This window comes from Paenibacillus vietnamensis, from assembly GCF_020169515.1.
GTDB lineage: Bacteria > Bacillota > Bacilli > Paenibacillales > Paenibacillaceae > Pristimantibacillus > Pristimantibacillus vietnamensis.
In genome coordinates, this window is record NZ_JAHMHW010000001.1 from 159,188 (window position 1) to 185,537 (window position 26,350).

At 53.5% G+C, this 26,350-nt stretch carries 15 protein-coding genes; 9 read left to right on the forward strand and 6 right to left on the reverse strand.

Going from position 1 to position 26,350, the window contains the following annotated elements; translation table 11 throughout:
* Positions 1-50 precede the first annotated feature (50 nt).
* Entirely contained in the window at positions 51-2,348 is a 2,298-nt protein-coding gene (locus KP806_RS00620; protein ID WP_224721621.1) for a helix-turn-helix domain-containing protein, read from the forward strand.
* 188 nt (positions 2,349-2,536) lie between these two features.
* On the opposite strand, the gene KP806_RS00625 is transcribed toward KP806_RS00620, so the two are convergent.
* Complete coding sequence (locus tag KP806_RS00625) at positions 2,537-4,876, reverse strand: helix-turn-helix domain-containing protein (RefSeq protein ID WP_224721622.1); 2,340 nt, start codon at positions 4,874-4,876, stop codon at positions 2,537-2,539.
* Positions 4,877-5,181: 305 nt separating this feature from the next.
* On the opposite strand from KP806_RS00625, the gene KP806_RS00630 reads away from it, so the two are divergent.
* The 7 genes from KP806_RS00630 to KP806_RS00660 all read left to right on the forward strand — a co-directional run bounded on the left by KP806_RS00630 (position 5,182) and on the right by KP806_RS00660 (position 16,519).
* The gene (locus KP806_RS00630; RefSeq protein ID WP_224721623.1) at positions 5,182-6,771 is read left to right on the forward strand and encodes an extracellular solute-binding protein; all 1,590 of its coding nucleotides are present in this window, start codon (positions 5,182-5,184) and stop codon (positions 6,769-6,771) included.
* A gap of 76 nt (positions 6,772-6,847) precedes the next feature.
* Entirely contained in the window at positions 6,848-7,747 is a 900-nt protein-coding gene (locus tag KP806_RS00635; protein ID WP_224721624.1) for an ABC transporter permease, read from the forward strand.
* 19 nt (positions 7,748-7,766) lie between these two features.
* Positions 7,767-8,636, forward strand: coding sequence for a carbohydrate ABC transporter permease (locus KP806_RS00640; protein WP_224721625.1), 870 nt, complete (start codon positions 7,767-7,769; stop codon positions 8,634-8,636).
* Positions 8,637-8,699: 63 nt separating this feature from the next.
* Complete coding sequence (locus tag KP806_RS00645; protein WP_224721626.1) at positions 8,700-13,229, forward strand: OmpL47-type beta-barrel domain-containing protein; 4,530 nt, start codon at positions 8,700-8,702, stop codon at positions 13,227-13,229.
* A 164-nt stretch (positions 13,230-13,393) separates the two neighbouring features.
* Positions 13,394-14,308, forward strand: a complete 915-nt coding sequence (locus KP806_RS00650) for a YVTN family beta-propeller repeat protein (protein WP_224721627.1) — start codon at positions 13,394-13,396, stop codon at positions 14,306-14,308.
* Positions 14,309-14,398: 90 nt separating this feature from the next.
* Positions 14,399-14,827, forward strand: a complete 429-nt coding sequence (locus KP806_RS00655) for a DUF4395 domain-containing protein (protein WP_224721628.1) — start codon at positions 14,399-14,401, stop codon at positions 14,825-14,827.
* A gap of 303 nt (positions 14,828-15,130) precedes the next feature.
* Positions 15,131-16,519, forward strand: a complete 1,389-nt coding sequence (locus KP806_RS00660) for an ABC transporter substrate-binding protein (protein ID WP_224721629.1) — start codon at positions 15,131-15,133, stop codon at positions 16,517-16,519.
* 28 nt (positions 16,520-16,547) lie between these two features.
* Here the strand turns inward: KP806_RS00660 and KP806_RS00665 are convergent, their stop codons facing one another.
* From KP806_RS00665 to KP806_RS00685, 5 genes are all read right to left on the reverse strand, one after another.
* Positions 16,548-17,408, reverse strand: coding sequence for a hypothetical protein (locus tag KP806_RS00665; protein WP_224721630.1), 861 nt, complete (start codon positions 17,406-17,408; stop codon positions 16,548-16,550).
* 92 nt (positions 17,409-17,500) lie between these two features.
* Positions 17,501-18,463 (reverse strand): alginate lyase family protein, encoded by a 963-nt coding sequence (locus KP806_RS00670; RefSeq protein ID WP_224721631.1) that lies wholly within the window; start codon positions 18,461-18,463, stop codon positions 17,501-17,503.
* Between the two features lie 45 nt (positions 18,464-18,508).
* Positions 18,509-22,501 carry a glycoside hydrolase family 2 protein gene (locus KP806_RS00675; protein ID WP_224721632.1) on the reverse strand — a complete coding sequence of 1,331 codons (3,993 nt, stop codon included), beginning with the start codon at positions 22,499-22,501 and terminating at the stop codon, positions 18,509-18,511.
* Between the two features lie 33 nt (positions 22,502-22,534).
* Positions 22,535-23,173 carry a hypothetical protein gene (locus KP806_RS00680; RefSeq protein ID WP_224721633.1) on the reverse strand — a complete coding sequence of 213 codons (639 nt, stop codon included), beginning with the start codon at positions 23,171-23,173 and terminating at the stop codon, positions 22,535-22,537.
* A gap of 151 nt (positions 23,174-23,324) precedes the next feature.
* The gene (locus KP806_RS00685; protein ID WP_224721635.1) at positions 23,325-24,194 is read right to left on the reverse strand and encodes an AraC family transcriptional regulator; all 870 of its coding nucleotides are present in this window, start codon (positions 24,192-24,194) and stop codon (positions 23,325-23,327) included.
* Positions 24,195-24,351: 157 nt separating this feature from the next.
* Between KP806_RS00685 and KP806_RS00690 the strand changes: the two genes are divergently transcribed.
* On the forward strand, positions 24,352-26,319 hold the full coding sequence (locus tag KP806_RS00690) for an alpha-amylase family protein (RefSeq protein ID WP_224721636.1): 1,968 nt from the start codon (positions 24,352-24,354) through the stop codon (positions 26,317-26,319).
* Positions 26,320-26,350: the final 31 nt, after the last annotated feature.

Sequence of the window (26,350 nt, forward strand, 5' to 3'; positions counted from 1 at the left end):
CGGATGACGTTTCCAGCCTGTGCCCATTTGAACGTTCAAGGGGGATGTAGATGCGGGCAAATGCATACCGTTTTTTTATAAAGTATTTGGCTTCTTACCTGATCATCCTTATGATTCCAATTACCGTATTGACGCTTGTCGTCAACAATTTGTTTGTAGACAAGCTGCAGGAGGAAGTGATCTCCGGCAATTTGAACAGTCTGGATAAAGTGCGTTATTCCATGGACGATCAGCTGAAATGGATTGAAGATATGACCCGTCAGCTGCTCACGGAAGACAACAGCTTGACTCCTTACCGGATATCCGATCATTGGGGCTATAAGTCGTGGGGGATTACCCGCGAACTTAAGCGCTTTCAACGGTTAAGTCCGTTTATCCATGAAATTTGGCTTTACTACAAAGATGAAAATTCTGTTTTTACCAGCAGCGGCGTGTATACCATTCCGGTTCTGGCGAAGCAAATCTATACATTTGACGATTTATCGGAAAAACAATTAACGGACAATCTTAACCAAGTCGTGGAAACAACCGTTCTTCCGCCGACGACAGACAAAATGACGGGGAAAAAATATTTGCGCATGTTCGTTCCGCTGTACCCGAACCGGAAGCAGTCCTTCGGGACGCTTGTTTACCTCATCGACGAATATTCCATTCACCGGCTTATGTCCGCTTATGACACTGCGGCCGGGTCGATGTGGATGTTCGATCAGAACAACAGGCTGGTAACGGGAATCGCGGCCGAGGAGGGACCTTCGAAGCAAGCCGTATCGGAGCTTGTCGGGCAAGAGTCTTTGAAGGACGACCAGAAGGTGACCGTTGAAGGCAAACAATATTATCTGTTCTACATGGAATCCAAGCAATCCGGCTGGAAGTATGCAACGCTGCTGCCCGTCAATCAGGTGCTTCAAAAGGTCGAGCAAGCCCAGAAATGGTACATTTACGGCGTAGCGGCTTTGGTGCTGCTCGGCGGGGCTTTGATTTATATCAGCATGCTGCTGAACTATAAGCCGATTCATCAGCTCCGAAAGGACAGCATCCGGGTCTTTACCCACCTTGAAAGGAACCTGAACGAGCTCGATACGGTGCGCGATGTACTTAACCGGCTCGCCCTTCATAACCAAGAATTGGACGAGCGGGTTAAAAATCAGGCTTTCGCCGCGAGGAGCCAGCTGTTTCTGACGATGCTCCGGGGAGATTACGACGAGATTGGAGAAATACTGGAGCAAGGGGAGGAGATCGGATTCCCGATTTTAAGCTCAACGATGCGTGTCGCCATCGTCGAGCTGCCGGCCGATTCGGGAGCGAAGAAGCTGCCTGAGATTGAAGAGATGGAGCGGTTTTTTCCGGACAGCTGCCGGGCTTACGGCGTGGAGCATTCCGAGGCGAACAAATATGTGTTTATGATGCTGACGGACGGGGTGACGCAGGAGGAAACGGAAACCGGACTGCAGCAATTCCGCGAATCGCTGAACGCCCTGGTGCAAGCGCCGGTTACGGTCGGTGTAGGCTCGAGGGTTGAAATTCCGGGCATCCCCCAGTCCTATCTGGAGGCGCAAACCGCTTTAGGCTACCGCTTTGTTCAGGGCGTGAACAGGGTCATCCATTACGAGCGCATCCCTATGCGCAATGACCAGGATGATTATCCTCATTCGGAGATGGAAGAGCTGCAGAAAGCGATCCGGGAGGGCAGTACCGTCAAAATCCAAAGCCATTTGTCCGTGCTCGTGGCTTATATTAAAGAAAAGCAGCCGCCTCTCATTGTAGCCAGAGGGCTGTGCTTCGAGATGATCCGGCTGATCAACGGAGTATGGAGGGAGCTGGGGCTGCAGGAAGAGCAAGGGCCGGACCGTTATCCCGACATCTTCTCCCTGGAGCGGCTGGAGACGATCGATGAATTTGAAAATCTGATTAATGCCGTCAGTATCGACCTGTGCCATGCTTTCGAGAATCAGCAAGCGCCGGAAGCAAAGGGAGCCGCGCTCGATCCCCGTTCGCTCGATGCGATTCTGGAATATATGCAGGCCCATTACGATAGATGCGATTTTACGCTCCAGGGCATGGCCGAGCATTTCGGAGTTGCGCTGCCCAATCTGGGCCAATTTTTTAAGGACCGGACGGGGCAGACGCTGCTGGAGTATACAACCTGCATGAGAATGGAAAAAGCCAAAGTCATCTTGACCTCCACCAAGCTGCAGTTAAAAGCGGTTGCCGAGGAGGTCGGCTATTACAATGTGTCCAGCTTTATACGCCGCTTCAAGCAGCTAGTAGGGGTCACCCCGGGCGAATACCGGTCGAACCGGCCGGCGGCGGAGCTGCCATCCGGCATAGAGGATGCCGCGCAATCCTAGATAGGCATTATGAAGCAGACTCCTGTTCCGCGGGAGTCTCTTTTGTTTAAGTTATAGGAAAGTATAAGTTTCACTCCTATACTGACGCCTATATCTCACCGCGAAACGTGAGCTAATGCCGCCAAATGACGGCACAGAACCGAGCTGCGCAAAGATGCAGCTAACGGTTCGTGCGTAGCGATAGCCGTTTACGCTTGTTCCCTGCCCTGGGCAAGAAGCTTATCGGCCGCTTGCTGCTGCCGGTATTGCCCGGGGGTTAGCCCGGTTCGGGCTTTAAAGATTTTATTGAAGTAGCTCACGTTGGCATACCCGATATCCGCACATATCTCCTCGATCGAAAGCCCCGGCTGCGTCAGAAGCTCCATCGCCCGCCTGATGCGGAGCTGGATCAAATAATCGCCCACGGTCATTCCCGTAGATTCCTTGAAGATGCGGCTTAAATAGGAGGAGCTGCGCTGCACATGCTCCGCCACCGTATCGACGGAAATATTTTTGTTGAAATTCGCATCCATGTAGTCCGTCGCCAGCTGGAGGGTCACATCCGTCATCCTGGTACGTTTCTCCTTGTGGAAAGCGACGATTCTGCCGCACATGTCCAGCAGGCACGCCTCCATATCCGGAAGCGTCTCGGCGCGCGCCAGCGCATCCGCGTAAGCCGGGCGGTCGCCGAACACCGCGGACATATCGCCCCGCGTTTGAACCAATGTCTTCACAATTTCTCCGCTCAGCTGGAAATACAGCTGCTGAATATTCGCCTTACTCAGCTTTTTGTCGATCACGGTTCGGGTCAATTGCCGGAGCGTCCCGGCGCATTCCTCGCCGTCCGCCTGCAGCAGCGCCTGCTGCAGCTTCGTTTCCAGTTCATACGGATAGTAGTAAGCTTCTTCCTCGGCTTTCCAGTCATTCAGGATCGAGTACGGTAAAATTTCACCTTTTCCAATGTAAATTTTCAGGTTCAGCGCTTCAATCGTATCCTCAAATGCGACGCGGACCGATTGCTCGCCGGCGTAAATCCGGCTGACGGCAATGGTCACGGACATGCCGTACCTGGCGAGCACATGCTGCTTCAGCTTCTTGGCCTGCTCCAGCGGGAATTCGTCTTCATCCGGAGGAACCGAGAGGAGGATCACCGTCCTCTTGTCATCCTTGGCGAAGATCTCGCCGTCGATATCGGCTCCAAGCTCTTCCATCAGCCCGTAACGGAACAGGTGGAAATGGAAGATGCCATCCGGCCCTTTCAAAGGATAAGGCTCCTCCAGCTCCAGGGTCAGCACGGCAAACCGGGCAAAATCCAGCCGCAGCCCCAGAAGCTCAGCCGCCTGCTCCGTTTCGCCGTTTGGAGCGAATCCGCCTCCGCCTTGAATCAGATCGTTCATATATTTCTCCTTAATCGCCGTACGGTTATCGGTAAGAAGGGAGTCGACCTTCCGCTTCTCCGTTACCAGCGTCTCCCAATTGCGGACGAGCTGTTCGAACATATGGCGAATGAAGCCTGCTTCGTCACCCGCAGGCGGGGTGCCGCCTGCTTCGTCCCGCCGGCCCGCCTCGGTGGCGCCGATATACGAGATCACGCTTTGGAGCGGCCGGTACAATCTTCTCGACAAATAGAAGGAGATGGCGAAAGCGGCCGCCATGTAGGTCACCGCAACGGTTAATACAATAACTTTGATGCGGCCCATTCCTTCCAGAAGGACGGAGCGTTCGGTAATGTCAACAAACCTCCAGCCGGTCAGCTCCGAGGTCGTATAGGAGACGATCCGGTCTGAAGCGTCGATGTAGGAGCCGCTTCCGGCCTGCAGACGTTTCAGGTCTACCTGCTGCGGCAGCGACTCCTCTGCAGCCGCTTCGGAATACAGCCTCTCGGAGCTCGGTCCGAGCACGAGGGTGGCGCCTTTTTTATTATGATAATGGCTTAAATAGTCGCCGAACAGCTTATCCAGATTCAAATTGATGACGATGGCGCCTTGTACCTGACCGATGAGCGGCATTTTCTGGAGCAGGCTGGCGGCGGGACGGTCCGGCACGAAGCCATTCGGACGCCCGGTGACCCACACCGTGCGGGATTCCGTCTTCTGCTTCCAGACGTCCAGCCAAGAGCTGTCCGCAAAGGTGGAGACAGGGGAGGTCTTAACCTCAGGACGCGACGTCAGGACAAGCTCGAGCGGGTCGTAATATAAATAGATGGAATCGATATAGGGACTGATCTTTTTCTGCTCCTCCACAAAGTCGGACAAATCAATTAAGGAGCTTACGGTTAATTTGCCGTTTCTCGTATGGTACAGATACGATTGGGTCATAATCATGCCGATGGCGGCATTTTGGATTGCGGTCAGCTCCTTGTGGATAAGCTGCTGCTGCTGGGCGAGGATGGATTCGTTATACTCGATGGAGTTCTGAATGCTGTTGTCCGCCGAGATCGAGTAAGTGACCGTAGCGATGAGAACGACGGTGATGACGGCAATGGCGGTCAAGGAAAGCAGCAGCTTGACGAACATCGTATTATGTTTGACCGATCGGGATCCCGGCATCGTATTCACTCCCCCTTTCTCTATGGTTACGCTTACAAAATCATGCGGCCTGCAGACGCGCTAATAGGGAAATTATATCACAGATGAGTCTGCCGGAAAGAGGATGCCCGAAAAACATAGGAAAAACGGAATAACATAAAGCGCTCTAAGCGGCTGAATGAGCCAAAAACATAAAAAAGAATCGAAAGAAAGGATTGTGAACCGGCAAGAAGAAGGCTATCGTAAGAGTTGTAACCGCTCCCATAACCCGGCCGGGAGTAAGCGTCAGGATGCGGTCCACCATACGTCAATAGGGGGAGATTGTTTTGCAGAAGGGACGCAAGAAATTAACAAATACGATTATATCGGCAAGCGTGACGGCTGGACTGCTCGCTGCTCTGCTCGCCGGCTGCAGCTCCGGCGGGAATAATACAGGAGAGCCGGGCAATAGCCCAAGCGCAAGCCCCGGCGCAAATGAAACGGTCAAATCCGAGCCCGTGGAAATTACATGGGGCATTCACTTCCAGGCTGCCGGAGTGGTTAACGACTCCGCGGTTCAGAAGTGGCTGGAGGAGAAATTTAATGTGAAGATCAAGCCGGTCAAGGTGACCGATGCGAGCATCGCATCCGGAGAAATCCCGGACATCTTTATGCTGGGCGATCCCGCCAACGTTGCGGCCTACCAGAATCAAGGCGTCCTGATGAGCCTCGATCCGAACATGCTGAAGGAAAAGATGCCCGAGTATTATAAGGATATAGAAAAAAACAGCGCACTGTTCCAAACGGTTACATTCGATAACAGTCTGTGGGCCATCCCGATGTTCATCGACCTGAAGCCTTACGATTTGGCGATGCTCTGGCGCAAGGATTGGCTGGATAACGTCGGCATTACGAAAAATCCCGAGACGCTGGATGAATTCGAGCAGGCGGTTTATGCGTTTGCGCAGAAGGATCCGGACAAAAACGGCAAAAAAGATACGTACGGCTTGACCGGCACGGCAACCTCCACCTGGTCCTCCGGCTTCTATTCGATCTTCGGAGCGTTCGGTGTAGAGCCGACGATGTGGCACGAGAAAAACGGGCAAATTGTGAACGGCTCCGTTCTGCCTGAGACGAAGGAAGCACTTGCCAAGCTGAGACAGTGGTATGCCGACGGGGTCATTGATCCTGAATTCATTACCGATACGCAGGATTCGTACCGCAAGAAGCTTTACAATAACCGGATCGGCGTCATCGAGGAGCAGATCAGCAAGGGCGCGCTCCCGGATTCTACGACCGTGACGGAAATGCAGGCCTTGAATCCCGATGCCAAGCTGGTGCTCGCTAACAATCCGCAAGGTCCGGGCGGCGACGGCTCGTGGGACTGGGGAGTAAAGAGCAATTTTGTCGTCATCGGAAGCAAAGTGAAGGACCAGCCGGAGAAGCTCGAGAAGCTGTTCGAGATTCTGCAGGCGGCGAGCAGCGATGAGGAAACGATCAACATGACGAGCCTCGGCGTGAAGGGAACCCATTGGGACTTTGTCGAGAGCGGGGCGGCTTCCGGAGCCACCAAGTTCCTGACCGGCTTCGAGAAGCAGGAGCAGCGCGACCAGGAAGGCATCCGTCTCTTCTCGCTCGGCAACATTACGACGCAGGCGTACCGGCAGAAATATTCCAATCCGGAGCTGAACGAAGCGATCAAAGCTTTATCCTCCGCTCCGCGCTGGACCGATGCGCTGCTGTTCTCGGCGCTGCCTTCCGACGGGAAATACAAGGCGGATCTGACTTCGCTTATGCAGAAGTACTTCGCCCAGATTATCAGCGGCGAGATCCCTCTCGACGATTTCGATAAATTTGTAACGGAGTGGAAGGCCAAGGGCGGAGACGAGCTGACCAAGGAAGCCAATGAGATGTACGAGGCGCAATTCAAAAAATAATCCGGCTCCGGCGGCACCGTAAGGTCCGAAGGAGGATGCTGCGGCGCCGCCGGTCCGGATTTCAAGGAAGTGTAGCATGAAAACCATACGAAAGCACGGAGAGCTGCTCACGCTGTTTCTGTTTTCCTTTGTATTTTTTTTCATCTTCAAATACGGCCCGCTGTACGGGGTCGTCATTGCATTCAAGGATTTCCGGGTTGTGGACGGAATATGGGGAAGTCCGTGGGTTGGGTTCCATCATTTTCAAGAATTGTTTCAAAACGGAGAATTTTACCGTCTTCTTAAAAACACCCTGCTTCTGAACCTGTACCTGCTTCTCTTTGCCTTTCCGGCTCCGATCGTTCTGGCGCTCCTGCTGAACGAGGTCCGGTCGCGGTATTTCCAGCGATTCGTTCAGACGACGATGTATTTGCCCCATTTTGTATCCTGGGTCATCATGTCGGGCCTTATCATCTACTTTTTATCGCCGACTTCAGGGGTTGTAGCCGATATCGCGGGATGGTTCGGAAAGGAGCCTGTGTTCTACATGGGCAAGAAGGAGTATTTCCGGTCCATTGTCGTGGGTTCTGCGATCCTGAAGGATTTGGGCTGGGGCTCGATTATCTACTTCGCCGCTTTATCGGGAATTAATCCGGAGCTGCAGGAGTCGGCCATCATCGACGGGGCGAACCGCTGGCAGCGGATCATCCGGATCAACATTCCGTCGATTATGCCTACCATTGCGATCATGTTCATTTTGAGTCTGGGAGGCTTCTTAAGCGCGAATTTCGAACAAATTATTAATCTGCTTAACCCGGTCACCTATGAAACCGGCGATGTTATCGATACTTACGTCTACCGGGTCGGTCTGCAGCAGTTCCAGTACAGCTACACGGCGGCCATCGGCCTGTTCAAGTCACTGGTGGGACTTCTGCTAATTCTAGGTGCGAATCTGACCGTGAGAAAGCTGAGCCGCGGGGAGAACGGATTATGGTAGATGCAGGAGGAAATCAGTCATGAAGGCAAAAAAATGGCAGGATCGTATCGCCCCCGTTATGATTTACGTTGTTTTATCGGCGCTTGCGCTGATCGTCGTGTATCCGTTCATCCACGTTGTATCGGTATCCTTCAGCGGCCGCGGGGAAGCGCTGAGGAGCGGATTCCATTTTTTTCCGCGGGATTTCGAATGGAGGGCTTACCATGAGCTGCTGGAGTATCCGTTCATCTGGTCGGGGTATTTGAATACGCTGTTCCGGATGGCGGCAGGCACTTGCCTGACGCTGCTGGTTACCGTCTGCGCAGCCTATCCGCTGTCGCGTCCCGATTTTCCCGTGAAGCGAATTCTGGTGCTGCTCCTGTTGTTCACGATGATTTTCGACGGGGGTATCGTGCCAAACTATTTGCTCATCAAAGAGCTGCATTTGCTGAACTCGATCTGGGTTTATGTGCTGCCGACGGCGGCCAACGCTTTCCAGGTGCTGGTTATGATTTCGTTTTTCCGGTCCATTCCGGATGCGCTGGTCGAAGCGGCCCGTATCGACGGAGCAAGGGACATGAGAATCTTGTTCCGGATCATGCTTCCGTTGTCCATTCCTTCACTGGTCACCATCGGACTCTGGTCGCTCGTTCATCATATTAACGCGTTCATGGACAATTTGCTGTATGTCACCGACCAGTCGAAGTTCGTGCTGCAGCAGGTGGTGCGGCAAATTCTCATCGAGAACAAGCTGGATCCGTTTACGACGGCAACGGCTTTAATCCCGCCGGCTCCGGAAAGCCTGAAGATGGCGTCGGTCATTGTATGCTCCTTGCCGGTGCTCGTACTGTATCCGTTTTTGCTGAAATATTTCGAGAAAGGTACGATGATAGGCTCGGTGAAGGGTTAAAATGCCTGGAACCTTACGGTTCCCTTCCGGATATCCAAATCGCTAAGGAGGCTTTAAAGACGCATGAAGAGAAAACCGATCATTGTATTATGGATCTTTGCCCTAATCCTGGGCGGCTTCCCGGTCACAGGGGTGCAGGCAGAGGACGCTCCGGGCACCGGTGCCGGTGAGGTCTATTTCGTATCGGAAAATGGAAGCGATTCCAATTCCGGGACGGAGGAATCGCCTTTCCAGACGCTCGAGAAGGCAAGAGATGTTATCCGTCAGCTGAAGCAGGGCCCCGGTCTGCCTGACGGCGGCGTAACGGTCTATCTGAGGGGCGGTGTATATAACCGGACCGGGAGTTTCCTGCTCGGGGAGCAGGATTCGGGGACGGCAGACAAGCCGATTGCCTATAAGGCATATCCGGGCGAAGAAGTGCGGCTGACCGGCGGACAAAAGCTGGAGAAAAGCTGGTTTGCCCCGGTGACGGATGCGTCGGTTCTGAACCGGATTATTAGCTCCGATGCCAGAGACAAGGTCGTGCAGGCGGACCTGCGCGGGCACGGCATTACCGATTACGGCGTTATGAGCCGTCATGGCTACTACAAAGCGAACGATGTAAGCCAAACGCCTCCTATGGAGCTGTACATTGAAGGCCAGGGCATGACCCTTGCCCGCTGGCCCAACAACGGTACGGTTCAGATGGGCAGCATTCTCGATCCGGGCCCGACCCGCAAGGATGCCGATCTGCAGACCCGGGGAGGCACTTTTACGTATACGTATGACCGGCCGGAGCTTTGGAGCGGGGCGGACGATATATGGCTGGACGGGATTTTCGGCTACAGCTGGGAATGGTCGTACAACAAAATCGCCTCGATCGATACAGAGAACAAGTCCATCACCCTGGCTTACGGGGAAATGAGCGGTCTGTTCAAAAACTGGTACCCGGACTTCCATTTCGCACAAAACCTGCTGGAAGAGATCGACATGCCGGGAGAGTATTATATTGACCGGAGCGCAGGTATCCTGTATTTCTTGCCGACAGCGGCCTTCCAGGCGGAAGCGCCTGAAATTACCGTATCCATGCTGAAAACTCCGATGATCAATGCCGTCAACACGTCGTATGTGACCTTCGAGGACCTGATTCTAGAAAACGGCCGGGATTCGGCGGTGGTCATCATGGGCGGCAGCAGCGTCCGTCTGGTGCATTGCGAGATTCGCAACTTCACCGAAGGAGGCGTACGGATCAATGCCCAGAGCCGCTGGCTGTACGACGACTTCGCCAAGGCGTCGGGGGTAAACCATGCCGTCATCAGCTCTCATATTCACCATATCGGAGGAACGGGAGTTATTCTGAACGGGGGAGACAGGCTGACGCTGGAGCCTGGCAACAATGTGGTGGAGAACAGCCACATCCATGATTTTGCCTACTATCACAAAGCGTATAACCCCGCCGTCATCCTGACGGGAGCCGGAAACCGCATCTCACACAACGAAATTCACGACGCACCTCACCCGGGCATCCTCATCTTCGGCAACGACCATCTGGTGGAATATAACAACATCTACGACGTGTGCAAAACGTTCTCGGATCTCGGCGCCATCTATATGAATTTGGGCGCTTCGCCGCAGGAGCGGGGCTCGGTGATCCGGAGGAATTACTTCCATCACATCGGGGAAGGCAAAGCAGGCGTGCAAGGCGTCTACCCGGACAACTTCACTATGGGAATTACGATTGAAGAAAATATTTTTTACCGGATGGGCAATTCCGCTATTCTGAACAACGGCGGCGCCCATATCCGTACGCAAAACAATCTCTTTATCGATGCCAAGGTGCCGTATGAGTATGCGGATTTGTATTTGGGCGATAAACCGGAACAGCAAATTTCCAAAAATTATATGGGACCATGGCATGCTTTGTTCGAAAAATACAACAATTTCACCGGGATGCCGCATTTGACAAAATATCCCGAGCTGGCTGACTATTTTACGGAAAACCGGTATTATCCGGATACGAATACGTTCCAGAGCAACGTCATCTACAATCCGACGAAGCCAAGAAGCAGCACGACAAACGCAAACGGCTCTTATGACAAGTTAAATCTCGTGCAATATGCGAACAACTGGGTGACGAATCAGGATCCGGGCTTCGTGAACCTGGCGGGCGGCGACTTGAATTTGAAGGCCGATGCGGCCGTGTTCCAGCAAATACCCGGTTTTCCGGCCATTCCGTTCAGCGAGATGGGAATCGTGGGCAAAGCCGGACCTTACCTGGCTCCGGACGAGATTCCCGTTCATGGAGTCGAGCTGTATGAAGATAACGTCACGATCGGCATCGGCAAATCGTATGCCTTGTATTCGGCTGTGCTTCCTTGGAACGCTACGAACGCGGCACTGCAGTATACGTCCAGCGATCCATCCGTCGTCAAGGTAGATGCGGACGGCAAGCTGAAGGGAGTTAACTTGGGCAGCGCGGTCGTCACGGCGGTTTCCGCCGGCAACCCGCTCATAAAGGACGAGGTTCAGGTGTCGGTCGAGGTTGGTGACGGGATTATGGACTTTACGAATTTCGAGAACGGCCGGAACAGCTGGCCGAGCGATCCGAACCGGAGCATCGTGGAGGCTGACGGCGGCAACCACATGTATAAGCTGCTTAAAGGCGCGACGACATTGAATGAGAACGACTACAGCAATTATGAGCTGTCCTTCAAGCTGAAAACACCGCCATCGATTCCGGAATTGGCTACGTTTTACGTGTTTGACAGGCTGAATCCAAGCGGCAGCGGTGGCAGGATCGGGTACCGGAAGTTTGCGGACGGAACCTCCTCCTGGATTTTGTATAATTCGGCCTGGGCGACCGTCAAGCAAAATACGCTGCCTGCCCAGGAACTGCTGCCGAATACCGTTTACAATGTCAAAATTATCGTCAAGGGAGCGGAGATCAGCGTCTATGCCGACGGCAAGCTTAAGCTGAAGGCAACCGACCCGGGCTTCAACGCTTCTGGCAAAGTAGGTTTCTATTCAGGCGGCTTCGACTATCTTCTGTTCGACGATATCAAGTTCTCGGTTCCGACTACGGATGTGGCGGGACTGCTGCTGGATAAGACCAGCATCAACATGGTGGTGGACGAAAAGCAGCAGCTGCAGGTTCAGTTCGATCCTTCGGATGCCGCTAACCGTTCCGTCGACTGGCAGTCCGCCCATCCGGAGATCGCCTCGGTCGACGAGAACGGTACGATTACCGCTTTGGCCAAAGGGGAGACGGTGGTCACTGTCACGTCTATTGCCAATCCGGCTGCTTCCGCCTCCGTCCGGATCCTTGTGTCGGACATCCTGCACAGCACGGATTTTGATTCGGGAGCGAACGGCTGGCCGGTGGACCCGAACCGGAGCATTGTGACGGTGAACGGCAACAAGATGTACAAAATTGTGAAAGGAGCCTCTGCGCTTCATCCGAAGCTGTTCACCGGCTATGATTTGAGCTTCAGGCTGAAAACGCCTGCCGAAATGCCGGAGCTGGGCACGTTCTACGTATATGACCGCTCCGCCTCCGGCAGCTCGGGCAAGATCGGCTACAAGAAATTTGCGGATGGCACCTCGCAGTGGATTTTGTACGATCCGAATTGGGCTGTACTAAAAACGATAAATTTGCCGTACGAGGATTTGAAGGCGAATACGGAATATAACCTCCGGATTATGGTTGACGGCGCCAGCATCCGCGTGTTTGTAAACGGCGAGCTGAGGCTGGAGGGCTCCGATCCGAAGCATAATCCGTCGGGAACGGTAGGCTTCTACGTCGGCGGCTTCAGCGAATTCTGGTTCGACGACGTCAAGTTTACGCTTATTGACCGGACCGCTCCCGTAACCTCGGCTGACGTGACTCCGGCTCAGCCTGACGGTGCGAACGAATGGTATGCCGGGCCCGTTACCGTTCAGCTGAACGGTACGGATGCGGGCACAGGCGTTACGAAAACCGAATACAGCACCGATGGCGGCGGGTCATGGATTCCATACCAAGGCCCCGTGACGTTCAGCGAAGACGGTCACTATTCGGTACTTTACCGCTCCGTTGATTTGGCCGGAAACAGGGAGGACGCCAAAACGCTAAGCTTCAAGCTGGACCGTGGTGCTCCTGAACTATCCGTCACAGGGGTGGCTGCGAGAGCCTATGCCGATACGGAAACACTGACCTTGTCCTGGACGGCCGCCGATGCGGTGTCCGGCATGGAGCCCGGCAAGACATCTGCCCGGCTGGACGGCCAAATCGTGGAGCAGGGAACGGAGATTCCGCTGTATACGCTGGCACTTGGCTCCCACACGTTCACCGTATCCGTCACTGACAATGCCGGGAATACGAAGGAGGCTGCGGTGACCTTCTCCACCTACGCCGACATCAGCTCGTTAACGGAGCTCGTCGCAAGGTTTGAGGAGCTGTCCTGGATTGACAATGCCGGCATCGCGGACAGTTTGAAGGCTCAATTGGAGCAAGGGCAAGTGGAAGCGTTCATCCATCATGTTGAGGCGCAGAGCGGCAAGCATATTCAAGCTGAAGCCGCAGCTTATCTGCTGCGGGATGCGGGTGATATTTTGCAGGGCTTGGATTCAGAGTGAGTTAGAGTGACAAAGTCCATTAAAAAACCGCCTAATGGCGGTTTTTTTAATAGACACTTCTTGTCATGCCCAAGCGCAGGAGCATGATCTATCAAATGGCCGTGCCACTCCTTTAAGCAGATTAATAGAATAGATTAAGCCATAATATAAAGGAGGGTTAAGCTTTGACCGCTTGCAGACCTGCGCCATCATTTCATTTCGCTTATGTCACGAATTTTAACGATGATACGATATCGGTAATTGATACTCGAACAAAAAAGGTCGCGGCAACTATCAAGACCGGTCGCGGACCTTTTGAGATTGCGGTTACACCGGATAGGAAGTTTGCTTACGTTGTCAATAAGAACGAGAACACGGCTCAAGTAATCAGCAGAAAAACAAATAAAATTATCCGCACCATTCGGGTCGGAAAAGCTCCATCGGATGTAGGCACATCTCGAAATTTCGTCTATGTGACGAACTCGGCTGACCGTACCGTTTCAGTCATTTGTATAAAGAAACAAAAAGTCGTTGCAACGATAAAAGTCGGAAAAAACCCGGTAGGAGTAACCGTTACTCCTAACAAGTGCGCTTTGAGAGCTATAGGATTTGTAAGTAATCATGACAGCAATACGATCTCTATTTTCGATGTGAAAAAGAATAAGGTTATCGATACGATAAAAGCCGGCGTCGGCCCGGATCAAATCGCTTTCACGATGAACGGCAAATTAGCTTATGTCACTACGGATAAAAATGTTGTTTTGGTTATAGGTGTTCGCAGCCGAAGGATCCTGAAAAAGATTAAAGTCGGACGTAAACCGATCGGCGTAGCGATAACCCCTGACAACAAATTTGCCTACGTCGCTAATGAAGGGGATAATACGGTTTCCGTCATAAAACTAAGAAATAATAAGGTAATAGCTACCGTTCCAGTGGGAAGTAAACCTGGTATTGCAGCCATCACTCAAGATAGCAGATTTGCCTATGTTGCCAATTTTGGCGAAAATACAGTGTCTGTAATAAGAATCAGGGATAATAAGGTGATTAAGACGATAAAAGTAGGAAATGCAGCTTCCGGGCTTGCCATTATCCCTATATAGAAGATATAAAACATATCGTTCTATGATTTTGTTTATCAGGCGTAGGATATATAATGGAGATAGTTCGATAAGAAGGGTGGTATAGGAAACGTGAACAACAGCTCATCGTCCATTCCGAGGCCTTTAGTCAGAACGAATCAATGGGTCATTGTATTGTCCGTCCTATTGTCCTGGATCACAGGCGTCTATTGGATTTTGGCCGTTCCATTGATTGCCGGATTGATGGGATTGGTTTTTGATTTTAATCCCATCATGCGAATAGCAAATGGTTTTCTTAAAAAAGATCCCTCCGCATACCTTCCCGAAGATAAAGGGCAGCAGAGGTTTAATCAGCTGCTGGCTGTTATCTTTTTGCTGATTGCACTAGTCAGTCACATCATGCATTGGACCGTCTTCGGTTATGCTGCTTCAGCGATGGTCTGCCTGGCGGCTTTCATCGCCATACTTGGATTTTGTATCGGCTGTTTTATTCATTACCAGTGGTCCCAATTGAAGGCTCGCAGCCGAAAACGGACTTGATAATGGTCTTGCGGTTTATTAAGATAAGGCATCGCCGTTTTGGGCGATGTTTTTTTGTTGGTTAAATGAGCCTATAACAGGGCGGAAATGCCCCGTTGAGGGTAAGTGCCGAATCCTTTATGTTTGGAACAGCAGCTTAAAGAATCACATCCTAGAAGCATCACTTTAGACTTTCGTGACGAACGGGGGGTGAAATAATGACCGTATGCCGGCAGCTGATCTGAATATTTGTAAGCGCTTTTTATGGAAGTATTCGCTCTTCTGCTGTCTGGAACATTGAATCCGAATGGAGGTTATTTAATTGTGAAAAAGTCTATCAGTATGATGCTTCTGATCATGATGGCCGTGTTGGCCATTATCGGCTGTACGAATGAAGCTGGGGGTACTCCGAACAGCTCCGATGGACCGGACAACGCGATGAAGGATCCCGCCGAAGAGTCCGGCAATGTCAATGAGGAAGCTGCCGCAACAAATGACAATGAGCTGTTCATTTATACGGGGGACCAGCTTTTTAACAAACGTTACGTGGATGAAGATAATTTTGAACTGCTTATCGGCCAATTTATCAAAAAGAAGTTTCCGGATATTGTGATCAAGCATGTTCAGTGGGACGACGGCAACCGTTACGAGGATCTGGTAGCGAAACGAACCTATCCGGATATTATCCTTGAGGATGTACGCCGCAATACGCACCGGTATGTGGAAAGGTACGGTCTGCAATATGATATGAGCGAACTGATCAAAAAGCATAATTTTGATACCGGAAAGCTGGATCCGGCCTTCCTGCAGATGTCGGAAAACGCGTCGGACGGCAAGCTTTACTCCCTGCCCTTCGAAGGAAGCGAGTACCTGCTGTATTACAACAAGGATATTTTCGATAAGTTCGGCGTGGATTACCCTAAACCGGGGATGACCTATGACCAAATTTATGAAATGGCCAAAAAGCTGACGCGTCAGGACGGGGATATCACTTATAAAGGATTCCAGCAGCACCCTGAATATTATATGATGTTAAACCAGCTTTCGGAGCCCGCTCTCGACCCGGTCGAAGACAAAGCTTCCTTGCTGTCGGACAATTGGGGCAAGATCGTAAACAATCTCAGGCGGTTTTATGACATTCCCGGCAATCAGTTTACGACGGTTAAGGACTTTCCGAAAGGCCAAATCGCCATGGCGGTCGATGTCGAACAGGGTATCGTCGATTATGCGAAAAACTATAAAGACCTGAATTTCGATATTGCGCCTGTACCGGTATTTGCGGAAGCGCCGAACTCCAAATATCAGCCTTACTCATACGGAGCGTTTATTACGAATCAGTCCAAGAAAAAAGATCTTGCATTCGAGGTTCTGTCTTATCTTCTTTCGGAGGAAATCCAAATCGAAAGGTCCAAGCTCGGCGTCAGTTCGCCTTTGACGAGCGAGGCCGTTCGGGAAGCGTATTTGCAAAACGTTCCGGAGATGCAAGGAAAGCAGCTCCAGTCGCTCTTTGCCCTTGACAGTGCGATGCCGGCTGCCCGCAAGCCCGGATTGACGTTCATCGACCCTAAAGTGCGCAATGTATTTAACCCCTTGATCTTCGAAGAATCCAAAGACACCCAGACCGCACTGAGGGTCGTCGAAGAAGAGATGAACAAAGCGATTGACGAGACGAAAGCGGTTGAAGGGCAGGGAGGGTTCAGCTCGCATTTGTAAGAACCCTCATCAAACAAACAACCGATCCTCAAAAGGATCGGTTGTTTGTATAGGATTTCGTCCCGAATCGTTCCAGCTTGTGGCGGATTACGGCAATCAGGCACAGCACGGCAGTGCAGCAAGGCGCATAGATGAGCCAAAATTGCCATAGCGGAATCATAATTTTTATGATTCCGAGCCGCATCAGGACGATGTGCGCAGCGAAGATGACGAGCAGCGAAATTGCTTTGGTCAAGGGCCGTCGGCCAGCCGTCACGAAGGAGGCAAGCACGACCGCCTTGAGAAAGCTGTAGATCGCCGAGATAAAGAGATCGTCGTGGTAAGGATCTGCGAAATAGCCAATATGGAAAATGCGAATACCCGTCAAGGCCAACACGAAGACAAGCGTCGCTGCGACGCTCCACGAAATCATCAAAAGTGTAACGAACCGGATGACACGGCCGCGTCCCGCTAACCAAATCGGCCATTGCCGGGCGAGCCGGAAGAAAAAAAGCTGCGCTATTAGCGTGTAAGCCGTTTTCCACCAATACTGCTCGTAAATGCCGAGCTCAAGGAACAACCATTCTATTCCGGCGAAGATAAGCGCAAGGCAGACGATCCACCGCCAGCTCAATCGGTAGACGGCAACATAAGCGGCAGCTACCGGCACTGCGAGCAGATTGGAGACGACGGCTCCGAGCGTACTGTCATAAAAAGGAATACCGACAAGGCGTGGAAAATAACGGTAGCTATCGAACCAGAGATAAATAAAAAATTCAAACACGTAGATCATGCCGGAGAAGGAGAGCAGCAGGATGAGCGGCCAAGCTGCGCGTTTATGGAGCATCAGTACCGATATGGCGATCACGCTGAACGCAGTGAGAATGAGATAAGGTATTGAATTCGGCATAGGATCCTTTCCGATCGAATCAAAATGATTTTATTTCCATTTTGACCAGTTCGGAAGTAAAACAGACTCTTGCTGCTTATTCAATTTCTTAGTCAATCGAGCTGCAGCTCCGGATACACCCAAGCATATGACTGAAAATACCCGCTGTTTTTATTGGTATTGCCGATGATGGGACGATAGGGGGAGACAAAGCGTTCATATTCGGGATCCCCGTAAATGCCGGACATGGCTCCGAATAAATCCAGAGGCCATGTATCGGAAGACAGCGGCGCAGGAACGTTCTGATCCTTGCCGTACGGCCACTCCGCAGCGCGGCCATCGGTATAATACATTAACGTGTCGAGCGATTTCTTGATGCTTGCTCCGCTGGGGGAGGTCCAGCGGAACAGGTTTTCGCCGGTAACGTCCATAATTTGCTTGGCGGCCGCCGTTAGCGGTGCCAGGGCGAAATAGTGGTACCAGATCGAATTTTTTCCCCTGTTTGTCTCTTCCGGGATGAATCCCGCGGGCGCAAGAGAGTGGTCGATTTGCTCCTTCAGATTGGCGGTTTCCTCCGCAAAGCGGTCTTTGTCGTCGAGGAAACGGAACAGGGACAGTTGGGCATACAAGCTCCAGCTCCACCAGTTGTTCCGGAGCGGGATACGATCCCACTCCGGCAAGCAAACCCCGGTCATCCATCGGACGAACCTCTCTTGAGCCTCCGTACGCCAGTCCGAATAGGCTTTGAGCAGCTCCGCCGCTCGTATGAGCCCTGTTCCCAGATAGGCGGAGACGAGCGGACCGTCATTGTCCGCAAGTGCCCGATTGACGGAAGCCCAGCCATCGATCAGCTCGGCTGCCTTATCGGCATAGGCTGCTTCGCCTGTAAGCCGGTAAGCAAGCGCAGTTGTGTAGGCCGCTTGGGCATCCGCCTCCATGAGCCGCTTGGCTGCCTGATGTCCGGCCGCATCGAAATAAAAACCGGGAATATGCCAGACCGGAACGGCGTGGCAGCGAACCGACAAGCTCTCGCCGGCGAGTCTAAGAAGATGGTCACTTGCAGTCGGGTTATTCATAAGCGCTCGGTATCCTTTCCAGTCTTATTTTGCGGATTTCCGCTCTTATTTGGGTTCCACTTCATCAAGGGTCAGGCGGTATTGGAGGTTTCGCATATAGGTGCCGTCCGTATTCTTGAACACCATGCCGAAGCGGATTTCCTCCCCCGGGCTGTGTACAATGGCGATCAGACGGTTGATCCCGGCTTGCAGAGCGATATGCCGCTCCGGCTCGGGAACCCTTCGTCCGTTCATATAGATCTCATAGGCACAGCTCGCGTTTATTTGAAGCTGTCCATTGACCGCTTCATCGCCTGAATCGCCGGCCGGCCGAAGCAGATGCACGAAGCAGCTCAGAAACCAGCGGTCACCCCCCGGATTGCCGATATGGAAGGTTCCGCCGGAGCCGCTGCGTTCCTTCTTCTGCATCCAGCCGTAAAGTCCTTCGCCCAAGTTGTTAAGCGAAAATTCCGGGTCGATGTAATAGGCTTTCATAGCCTCGTAATCCACATAGGGACGGCAAGGCATAGCCATCACCTTCTCGACGGCCCACTCTCCGTCCCCCTTGACACTGGATAAAAATCCGTCGTCGAAGACAGCGCCCAAATTAGCCAAGAGTTTCGTGTACAGGCGAATAGACTTATCATTGTCCGGGTCGAGAAGCAGCTGGGAGAGCACGTAGAGCCCTTCCCCCGATTCAGCCTCCAGCACATACGTTCCTGGCGGCCGTTCTTTCTCCTTATTCAGCTCCACCAGCGCTACCCTGCTGTATTCATCCGTATGCTGCCCTAAAAAATAATCCTTCCAAGCCGTTCCTTCCACGCCGGTGCAAAGAGCAGCCGTGCCGGCCGCCTCCAGGCTGTACAAAGCGAGAGGGCGGTTCACAGCTTCCCGGGGCGAGAGGAATACCTTGTCAAAGCCGAACAGGTCTACCGGACTTAAGCCTTGGACCTCAGGCATGGAGTATTCCGCCTCCAGATGGTAGGTTTCATGCTCCCGGATGGCCACATCGCGCTTCAGCAAATGAGACAAGATATTTTCTTGACCGGGCTCCGCCGGCAGGATTACGACTTTGCCGCCGCCCTGCGCATATTCCCGGATGGCCGCAGCCGCTTCTGGCTCCGAAAGCAGGTGCGGCTGGGCCGCAATGAGCCCATAGGCATCAAGCGTTTGGCCGCTTGGCTCCAGCAGCATATCGAACCTTAGGGCAAGCGTCCTCAGGAAGGCTTCGGCTTTGCCTCCCGGCTGTACGATGGCCCCTGTATTGACGCTGACCGTTTTGGTATTTCCCGCATAAGCAAGCAGATTACGCAGTAAGATGCATGCCTGGGGCACTTGATGGAAATTGTCCATCAGCTCAAGCTGGCTGGCGATAAACAGTCCTTTTCCGCTCCTGTACTCCAGAAGCGGCGACCACAAATCTCCGCCGTCGCCGAAATCGCCGGAGCCGCATTCCAGGATCATGGTGAAATTGCCTTTGACGGGCTTCTCAAAGGCGGCCCGGATAATCGGAAGCGGGCCTTCCTCGCGAACTTCTTCATGCCAGAGCATCAGATCCTCGTTGTCCAGGCCGAGAAGCACAGGGTGATCATAGCTTCCGGCATGGGCTCGAATGAAGTCCTGTCTTGAGATGGCAAGCTTCCCGAGCGACAAATGAAGCTGCTCCAGCAGCAGAACCCGTCCTCCGGAGGCTACAAATCGTTTGAGAGCCTGCTCCAGCTGCCCGTCCGCTTCCTCCAGCTTGCTGCCGGCAACCAGCAGATGATCCGGCGAAAGCAGTCCGATCTGCTCCGCAGAGACGTGTCTGCATTCCGGGACAAGCGTGCCGATGATGCGGAAATCCCGCTCTCCGCCCACATAGGCGACCGGTCTGCCGACCGCTGCCGGGTCGGTTTTATAGCGGGAGGGATACAGCTTATAGCTCAGGTCCAGCTCGTGCACGGGCTTGTTATCGTGAAGCATGTCGGCATGAAAGTGCAGCGATGACACGGCTTCGACAGGCTCTGAAATCCAGGTGAACGTCACGGTTTTGCGGCCGGCCGGCTCTTGTTCAAATTCCAGATGCTCCTCGTGAATGAGCCTGCCTTCCTGCCGGACTTTGCATTCAATCCGAATCCGGCGCGTATGGAGCGTGTCGTTATACACATCAAAGCTTCTGACGACCGGATTATCGTTGAAGAAGGAGCCGTTATATTCTGCCGGTATCATCGTGGCGGGCTTGAAGGAAGCCGCCATCCTATCGAACGCCGGGTTTTTCCGGTAGGCCGGATATTCCTCCGGCAGGAGGCCGTTGTTCAGCGTCAAGGAATATCGCGGAATGACCTTCGGTTTAGGAAAGGCCGTATCCGGTTCGGCCGCCTGCAGCGGAATATCTTGGTCGGGCATGGCGCGCATAAAATAATGGGCGAAGTTAAAGGCGGATATCCCGGTTACTCCTTGCCGCCTTGCATATTCCACGAACAGCCGCTCCTTTTCCGCCAATCCTTTCACGCTTTCATCCGTGCTCCGGTACGCCGCCAATCCCGTGTACATGCTGCTGTTCTGGGGGCAAATATACCACCAGCCGCCATGCTCGCCGAACACAAGAGGCACCTTCCGGTCCCACTGGGCGATCGTTCCGTCGATATTGTAATGCCGGCTTTCCACCTCGGTGAGATGTTTGGGGAGAAGCCGGTTGTCGCCCTCCGCAATGACGGGACGGGTAGGATCAAGCTCCCGGATGCTGTCTATCATGGACGGGATATGCTGCTTGTAACCGTCGCGCCCATCCACCCAGCGCATTTCGTTCTGCAAGCTCCACATGATGACGGACGGGTGATTGCGGTCCCGTTCCACCAGTCTTCGGACATGGGCTTTGCAGTTGGCGATAAAATCGGGATGATCCGCCAGCATCGATTTGCCGGAGCCGTAAATGGCGGTTTCGTCGACAATCAGCATGCCTTCCTCGTCGGCGATGTCCAGATAATAGGCCGGGTGCGGCTCTGCGTGAAGCCGGACGCAGTTGACCCCAGCCTCCTTGCACATGCGATACCAGTTCCGGACATACTCCTTTGTTTGCTGAAGCCCGCCCTGAAAATGCCAGGAATCGCCCCGCAGGTTGACGGGAATTCCGTTAAGAATAAAGCGAGGCCCTTCGGTCCATATTTCGCGGAAGCCGAACCTTTCCTCCACACGGTCGATGATAAGGTCGCCGTCCATCAGCAAGAGCTCCAGCACATAGAGAAACGGCCGGTCCGGGTCCCACCGCTTGGCATCCGCCCAGTCCAGACGGAAGGCGGCAAAGCTTGTAAACTCCTGCAAGACCCATTCATCGGCACCGGCTTCGGCCCTGAGAATAGGGGAAGCATGCTGCCGTCCATCCTCCCGTACGGTCAACTCAAGCCTAAACGGCGTCCCGTCAAGCTTCGTGAAAGGATGGCTTACCGAAGCATCTACCTCAAGCCGGTTTTCCCGGACCGACGTGCGGATCGCGACATCCGACAGCGAGATGTCAGGCCGGCTTTCCAGGTAGACGTCCTGCCAGATGCCTCTGGCGACGGAGCCGAACCAGGAGCCGGCAAGTCCGGTTATCTTTTGCTGTCCGGAAGGCAGCGCTACCTTGTCGAAGCTGCCGCAAACGACATGCAGGTCGTGCTCGGCTCCCGCCTTGACCCATTTCGTTATATCTGCCAGAAACGGCAAATAACCGTCCTCCCAAAGGGCGAGCAGGCGGCGGTTCAGGTAGACGGCGGCCTTCTGCATGATTCCGTCCAAACGCAGGAAAATACGCGTCTCCTGTCCCGTCATCGAATCGGGGAGCCGGAACACCCGATGAAGCACTCCCGCATCCGCGCGCGCCCACTCCTTCGGGTAACCGTATATCTCATAGGGGGAATACCCGTGTTCGGTTATTTCCCCGAAGATTTTCCCAGACGGCCGTTCGTACGATCCCCTCCAGCTGGAAGGAACCGTAATTTTACATTCCTCATAGACTAGCTCCGCAGGGAGCCCGAAGCCAGGTCCGTGACCGTACAAAGGCATGAAATCCCATTCGCCGTTCAAGCAAAAAGCTGTTCTCATCCGTGCTTGCTCCTCTTCTAATCGCGATTGTCGTTAGGCCTGGATAACCAGGGGAATTTCCAGCCAGATCAGGGAGCGCTCCGTCTCCTCGTCCCACTTGATGAAGTGGGGCTCCATGACGGACATCCAGTCCGGCGGAGTGCTGGAGGTGGAGAGCTTGCCTTTGTATGGAGGCGGTTCGACGGAAGCCGGCGCTTCCGAGTAGAAAAACATCAGGTTCTCGTGAAGGGCGATGATCCCGTATTTGTCGCCGTCGCCGGGCTTTTCTTCCTGGTACTGATAATGGTAAAAAATATAGCTGGCCGCCTGCTCCGGCTTCAGTTTTGCAATACGGGCATACGGTTTGGTCTCCGGGTCCCGCCGCCGCCAATGCTCCTCGCTGACAGGCTGCTGATAATGAAAGATGTCGGTCATCGGCACCCAGCTTCTGGGCATGTCCTCACCGGGCCAGGCTTCCAGAGCAGCCTCGCAATGGCTGAAGAGGACATGGGGATCAGCCTGCTTCGTCAAGCTTTCATAATAGAGAAACAGCCGGACGCCGCTGCGGAACAGACTAAGCTGACGGACTCCGTATTCCTCCATCCGGGCCCTAAGCACGGGCAGGGCGCCGCGGAAGTACGCTTCTGGATCGATGCCGTCGCGGCATTGCGCCCGATAATGATATCGCTGCATAAGTCACCTCCTGTTAATGCCTCCATTATAAAGCCGGTCTAATGAGGCTCGGTTGTGCTATAATACAGCTATATTGCGATTATGGCGCTGCCCGGCGGGAGGGGGGACGTCATTGATCGCTCCCTAATTCAGAATGTCGCAGCCGTTATCGTTATGCTCTTCCGATTCTTCCGGTACGGTACTGACCCGGCGTTAATCCCGTCTGCTTACGAAAGAGACGGATGAAGTAATTGGCATTTTCAATGCCGACCTGCCGGCCGATTTCGGACACGGTCAGCCCCGTATTTTCCAGCAGCGATTTCGCCGTCTTGATTTGCAGATAATGCAGGTATTGCAGCGGGCTCATCCCTGTGTATTTTTTCAGGCATCTGGCAAGATAGTCGAAATGGAAGTGGAGCGTCTGCTCCATATGCTTCGCGTCAAAGGGGCGGGTCAGATGCTGCTGCAGGTAGACAATCGTTTGGTCGCAGAGCAGCCTGGAGCGGGGGGCTAATTGTGTGCGGACTGCCGTTTGCAGGTGGACAAGCAAGCCCGCCAGCTCGGTTTGCAGCTGCAGGGAGGTGGCGGGCGACAAAGTGTGATGCAGCTCCAGCATCCTCTGCAGAAACGGAAGGAAATCGGGGACATGCAGGCCGGTGAATTTCGGAATATACATAACCTGACTGTGAGGGGCCACATCGAAATTTGTCCCTTTGGCAGAAGGGGAGGACCAAGGGATTTGCCCGCTCTCGATCGTCCGCACCGGTGCCGGATGGACAAAATGGATCCAGTAGATTTCCGTTATTTCTTCGCAGGGGCGATGCCCGAAATGCATGCGGTTCGGCTCGAGCACGAGCATGGAGCCTTCTTTGATTTCGTAGGGCACATCGTCTTCCGTCATATACAAGGCGCCCTTCGTGACGAACAGCATGTCGTATACATTAAATGAACGGTCAAAATGCTGCTGTCCCGGTGCCCAGAAAGCATGACCGATCATGACAAGCTGCGGCAGCGGGGGGATGATAAGCTCGAGGCAATTCATAGGGCCTTGCATCTCCTTTATGTAAACGTTGTCTTATTGTAGCACGGTCAAATCCGGGAAGGTAGAAAATGTGCTATAAAAAGTCGCTTATGAACCTGTCCGATCATGCCGGGGATTTATATACTTAACCTATATGATCCGGAAAGGAAGAGATAATATGCGATTTCGTCAGGTCCATCTCGATTTTCACACCTCCGAAGCGATAGCGCCGATCGGAGCCCGTTTTGACAAAAAGCAGTTTCAGGAGATGCTGCAGCTAGGCCATGTGGATTCCATTACGGTGTTCTCCAAATGCCATCACGGCTGGGCATATCATCCCTCTGAAGCAAACGAGATTCATCCGGGACTGGGCTTCGATTTGCTGGCGGCCATGATCGAGGCGGCCCATGAAATTAACGTGAAGACACCGGTGTACCTGTCGGCCGGTCTGGATGAGAAGCTAGCCAGACGCCACCCGGAATGGCTTATCCGCGACGAGAACGATCAGACGAATTGGGTCAAAGGCTTTATGCAGCCGGGCTATCACCAGTTTTGCCTGAACACCCCTTACCTGGATATTCTGCTCGAGCAAACGCGCGAGGTCGTGTCCCGGTATGAGGTGGACGGCCTTTTCTTCGATATTGTCGGGGTGCGAAAATGCTACTGCCACAGCTGTGTAGAGAACGTCCGGCAGGAGGGGAACGATCCGCGGGATGAGAAGGCGATGCGCAAGCTTTGGGAGAGAACCTATGCCAATTACACGGCAAAGGTGAAAGAAACGGTAGAATCGATCAAGCCGGGGCTGCCGATCTTCCACAACGGCGGGCACATCATGCGCGGACGCCGCGATTTGGCGTTTATGAACACTCATTTGGAGCTGGAATCGCTGCCGACAGGCGGCTGGGGCTATGACCATTTCCCGCTGTCGGCCAGGTACGCGCAGACGCTTGGAGTCGATTTCCTCGGCATGACCGGCAAATTCCATACGTCCTGGGGAGAATTCGGCGGCTATAAGCACCCGAATGCGCTCCGTTACGAAACGGCGCTCAGCATCGCCAGCGGCGCCAAATGCTCGATCGGCGATCAGCTGCATCCGGACGGCCGGATGGATGAGGCGACCTATGCGCTGATCGGCGCAGCGTACCGCGAGGTCGAGGACAAGGAAGCCTGGTGCGCGAAGGCGACGAATGTCGCGGATGTGGCGCTTCTGTCATTGGAAGCGACCGGCGTGCATCCGAAGGCGGAGGCGCATGCGCCCCAGTCCGATGCAGGGGCTGTGCGCATGCTGCTGGAAGGGAAGCTTCTTTTTGATGTCATCGATAAGGAGCATGATTTTACGGACTATAAAGTGCTGATTTTACCGGATTATGTGGCGGTGGATGACGAGCTGCGGGACAAGCTGAAGCCGTACCTGCGGCAGGGCGGCAAAATTCTCGCGACAGGCTGGTCCGGACTTGATCCGGAGGGCAGCCGGTTTGCGATCGACCTCGGCGTGCGGCATCTGGGGGCAAACCCGTACCGCCCCGATTATTTCCGTCCGATGTTCAAGCCCGGGAGCTTGGGAGAAGCCTCCTATATTTTCTATTCCCAAGGCCAGAAAATCGAGCTGGCCGGCGGAACCGGGCTTGGACGACGCGAGAACCCGTATTTTAACCGCGGCGTATTTACGTTCTGCTCGCACCAGCATACCCCTAACAGCTATGCCGACGGCGGGCCGGGCATGGCGGAAAGCGGCAGCGGCATTTATATCGCCTGGAGTGTATTTGAAGATTACGCGACCAAGGGCAGCCTGATCTTGAAGGAAGCGGTCCTCTTTGCACTGAATCGCCTGCTGCCGGGCAAGGCGCTGCATACCAGCCTGCCGGCGCAAGGCGTCGTCACGCTGCAGGAGCAGAAGGAAGAGAAACGGCTCGTCAACCATCTGCTGTACGCCTCCCCGGTGCGCCGCGGAGACGGCGTTGAAGTAATCGAGGATATCGTCCCGCTGTACGACGTCGGGGTTTCCGTCCGGACTTCACACCGCGTAAAAAATGTGTATTTGGCGCCGCAGATGTCGCCGCTTCCCTTCGAATGCGAGGACCGGACGGTTCATTATACGGTACCTAAGCTGGAGTGCCATCAGATGGTCGTTATGGATTATGAATGAACATGACTAATCAGCGTAAAGGATGAATAAT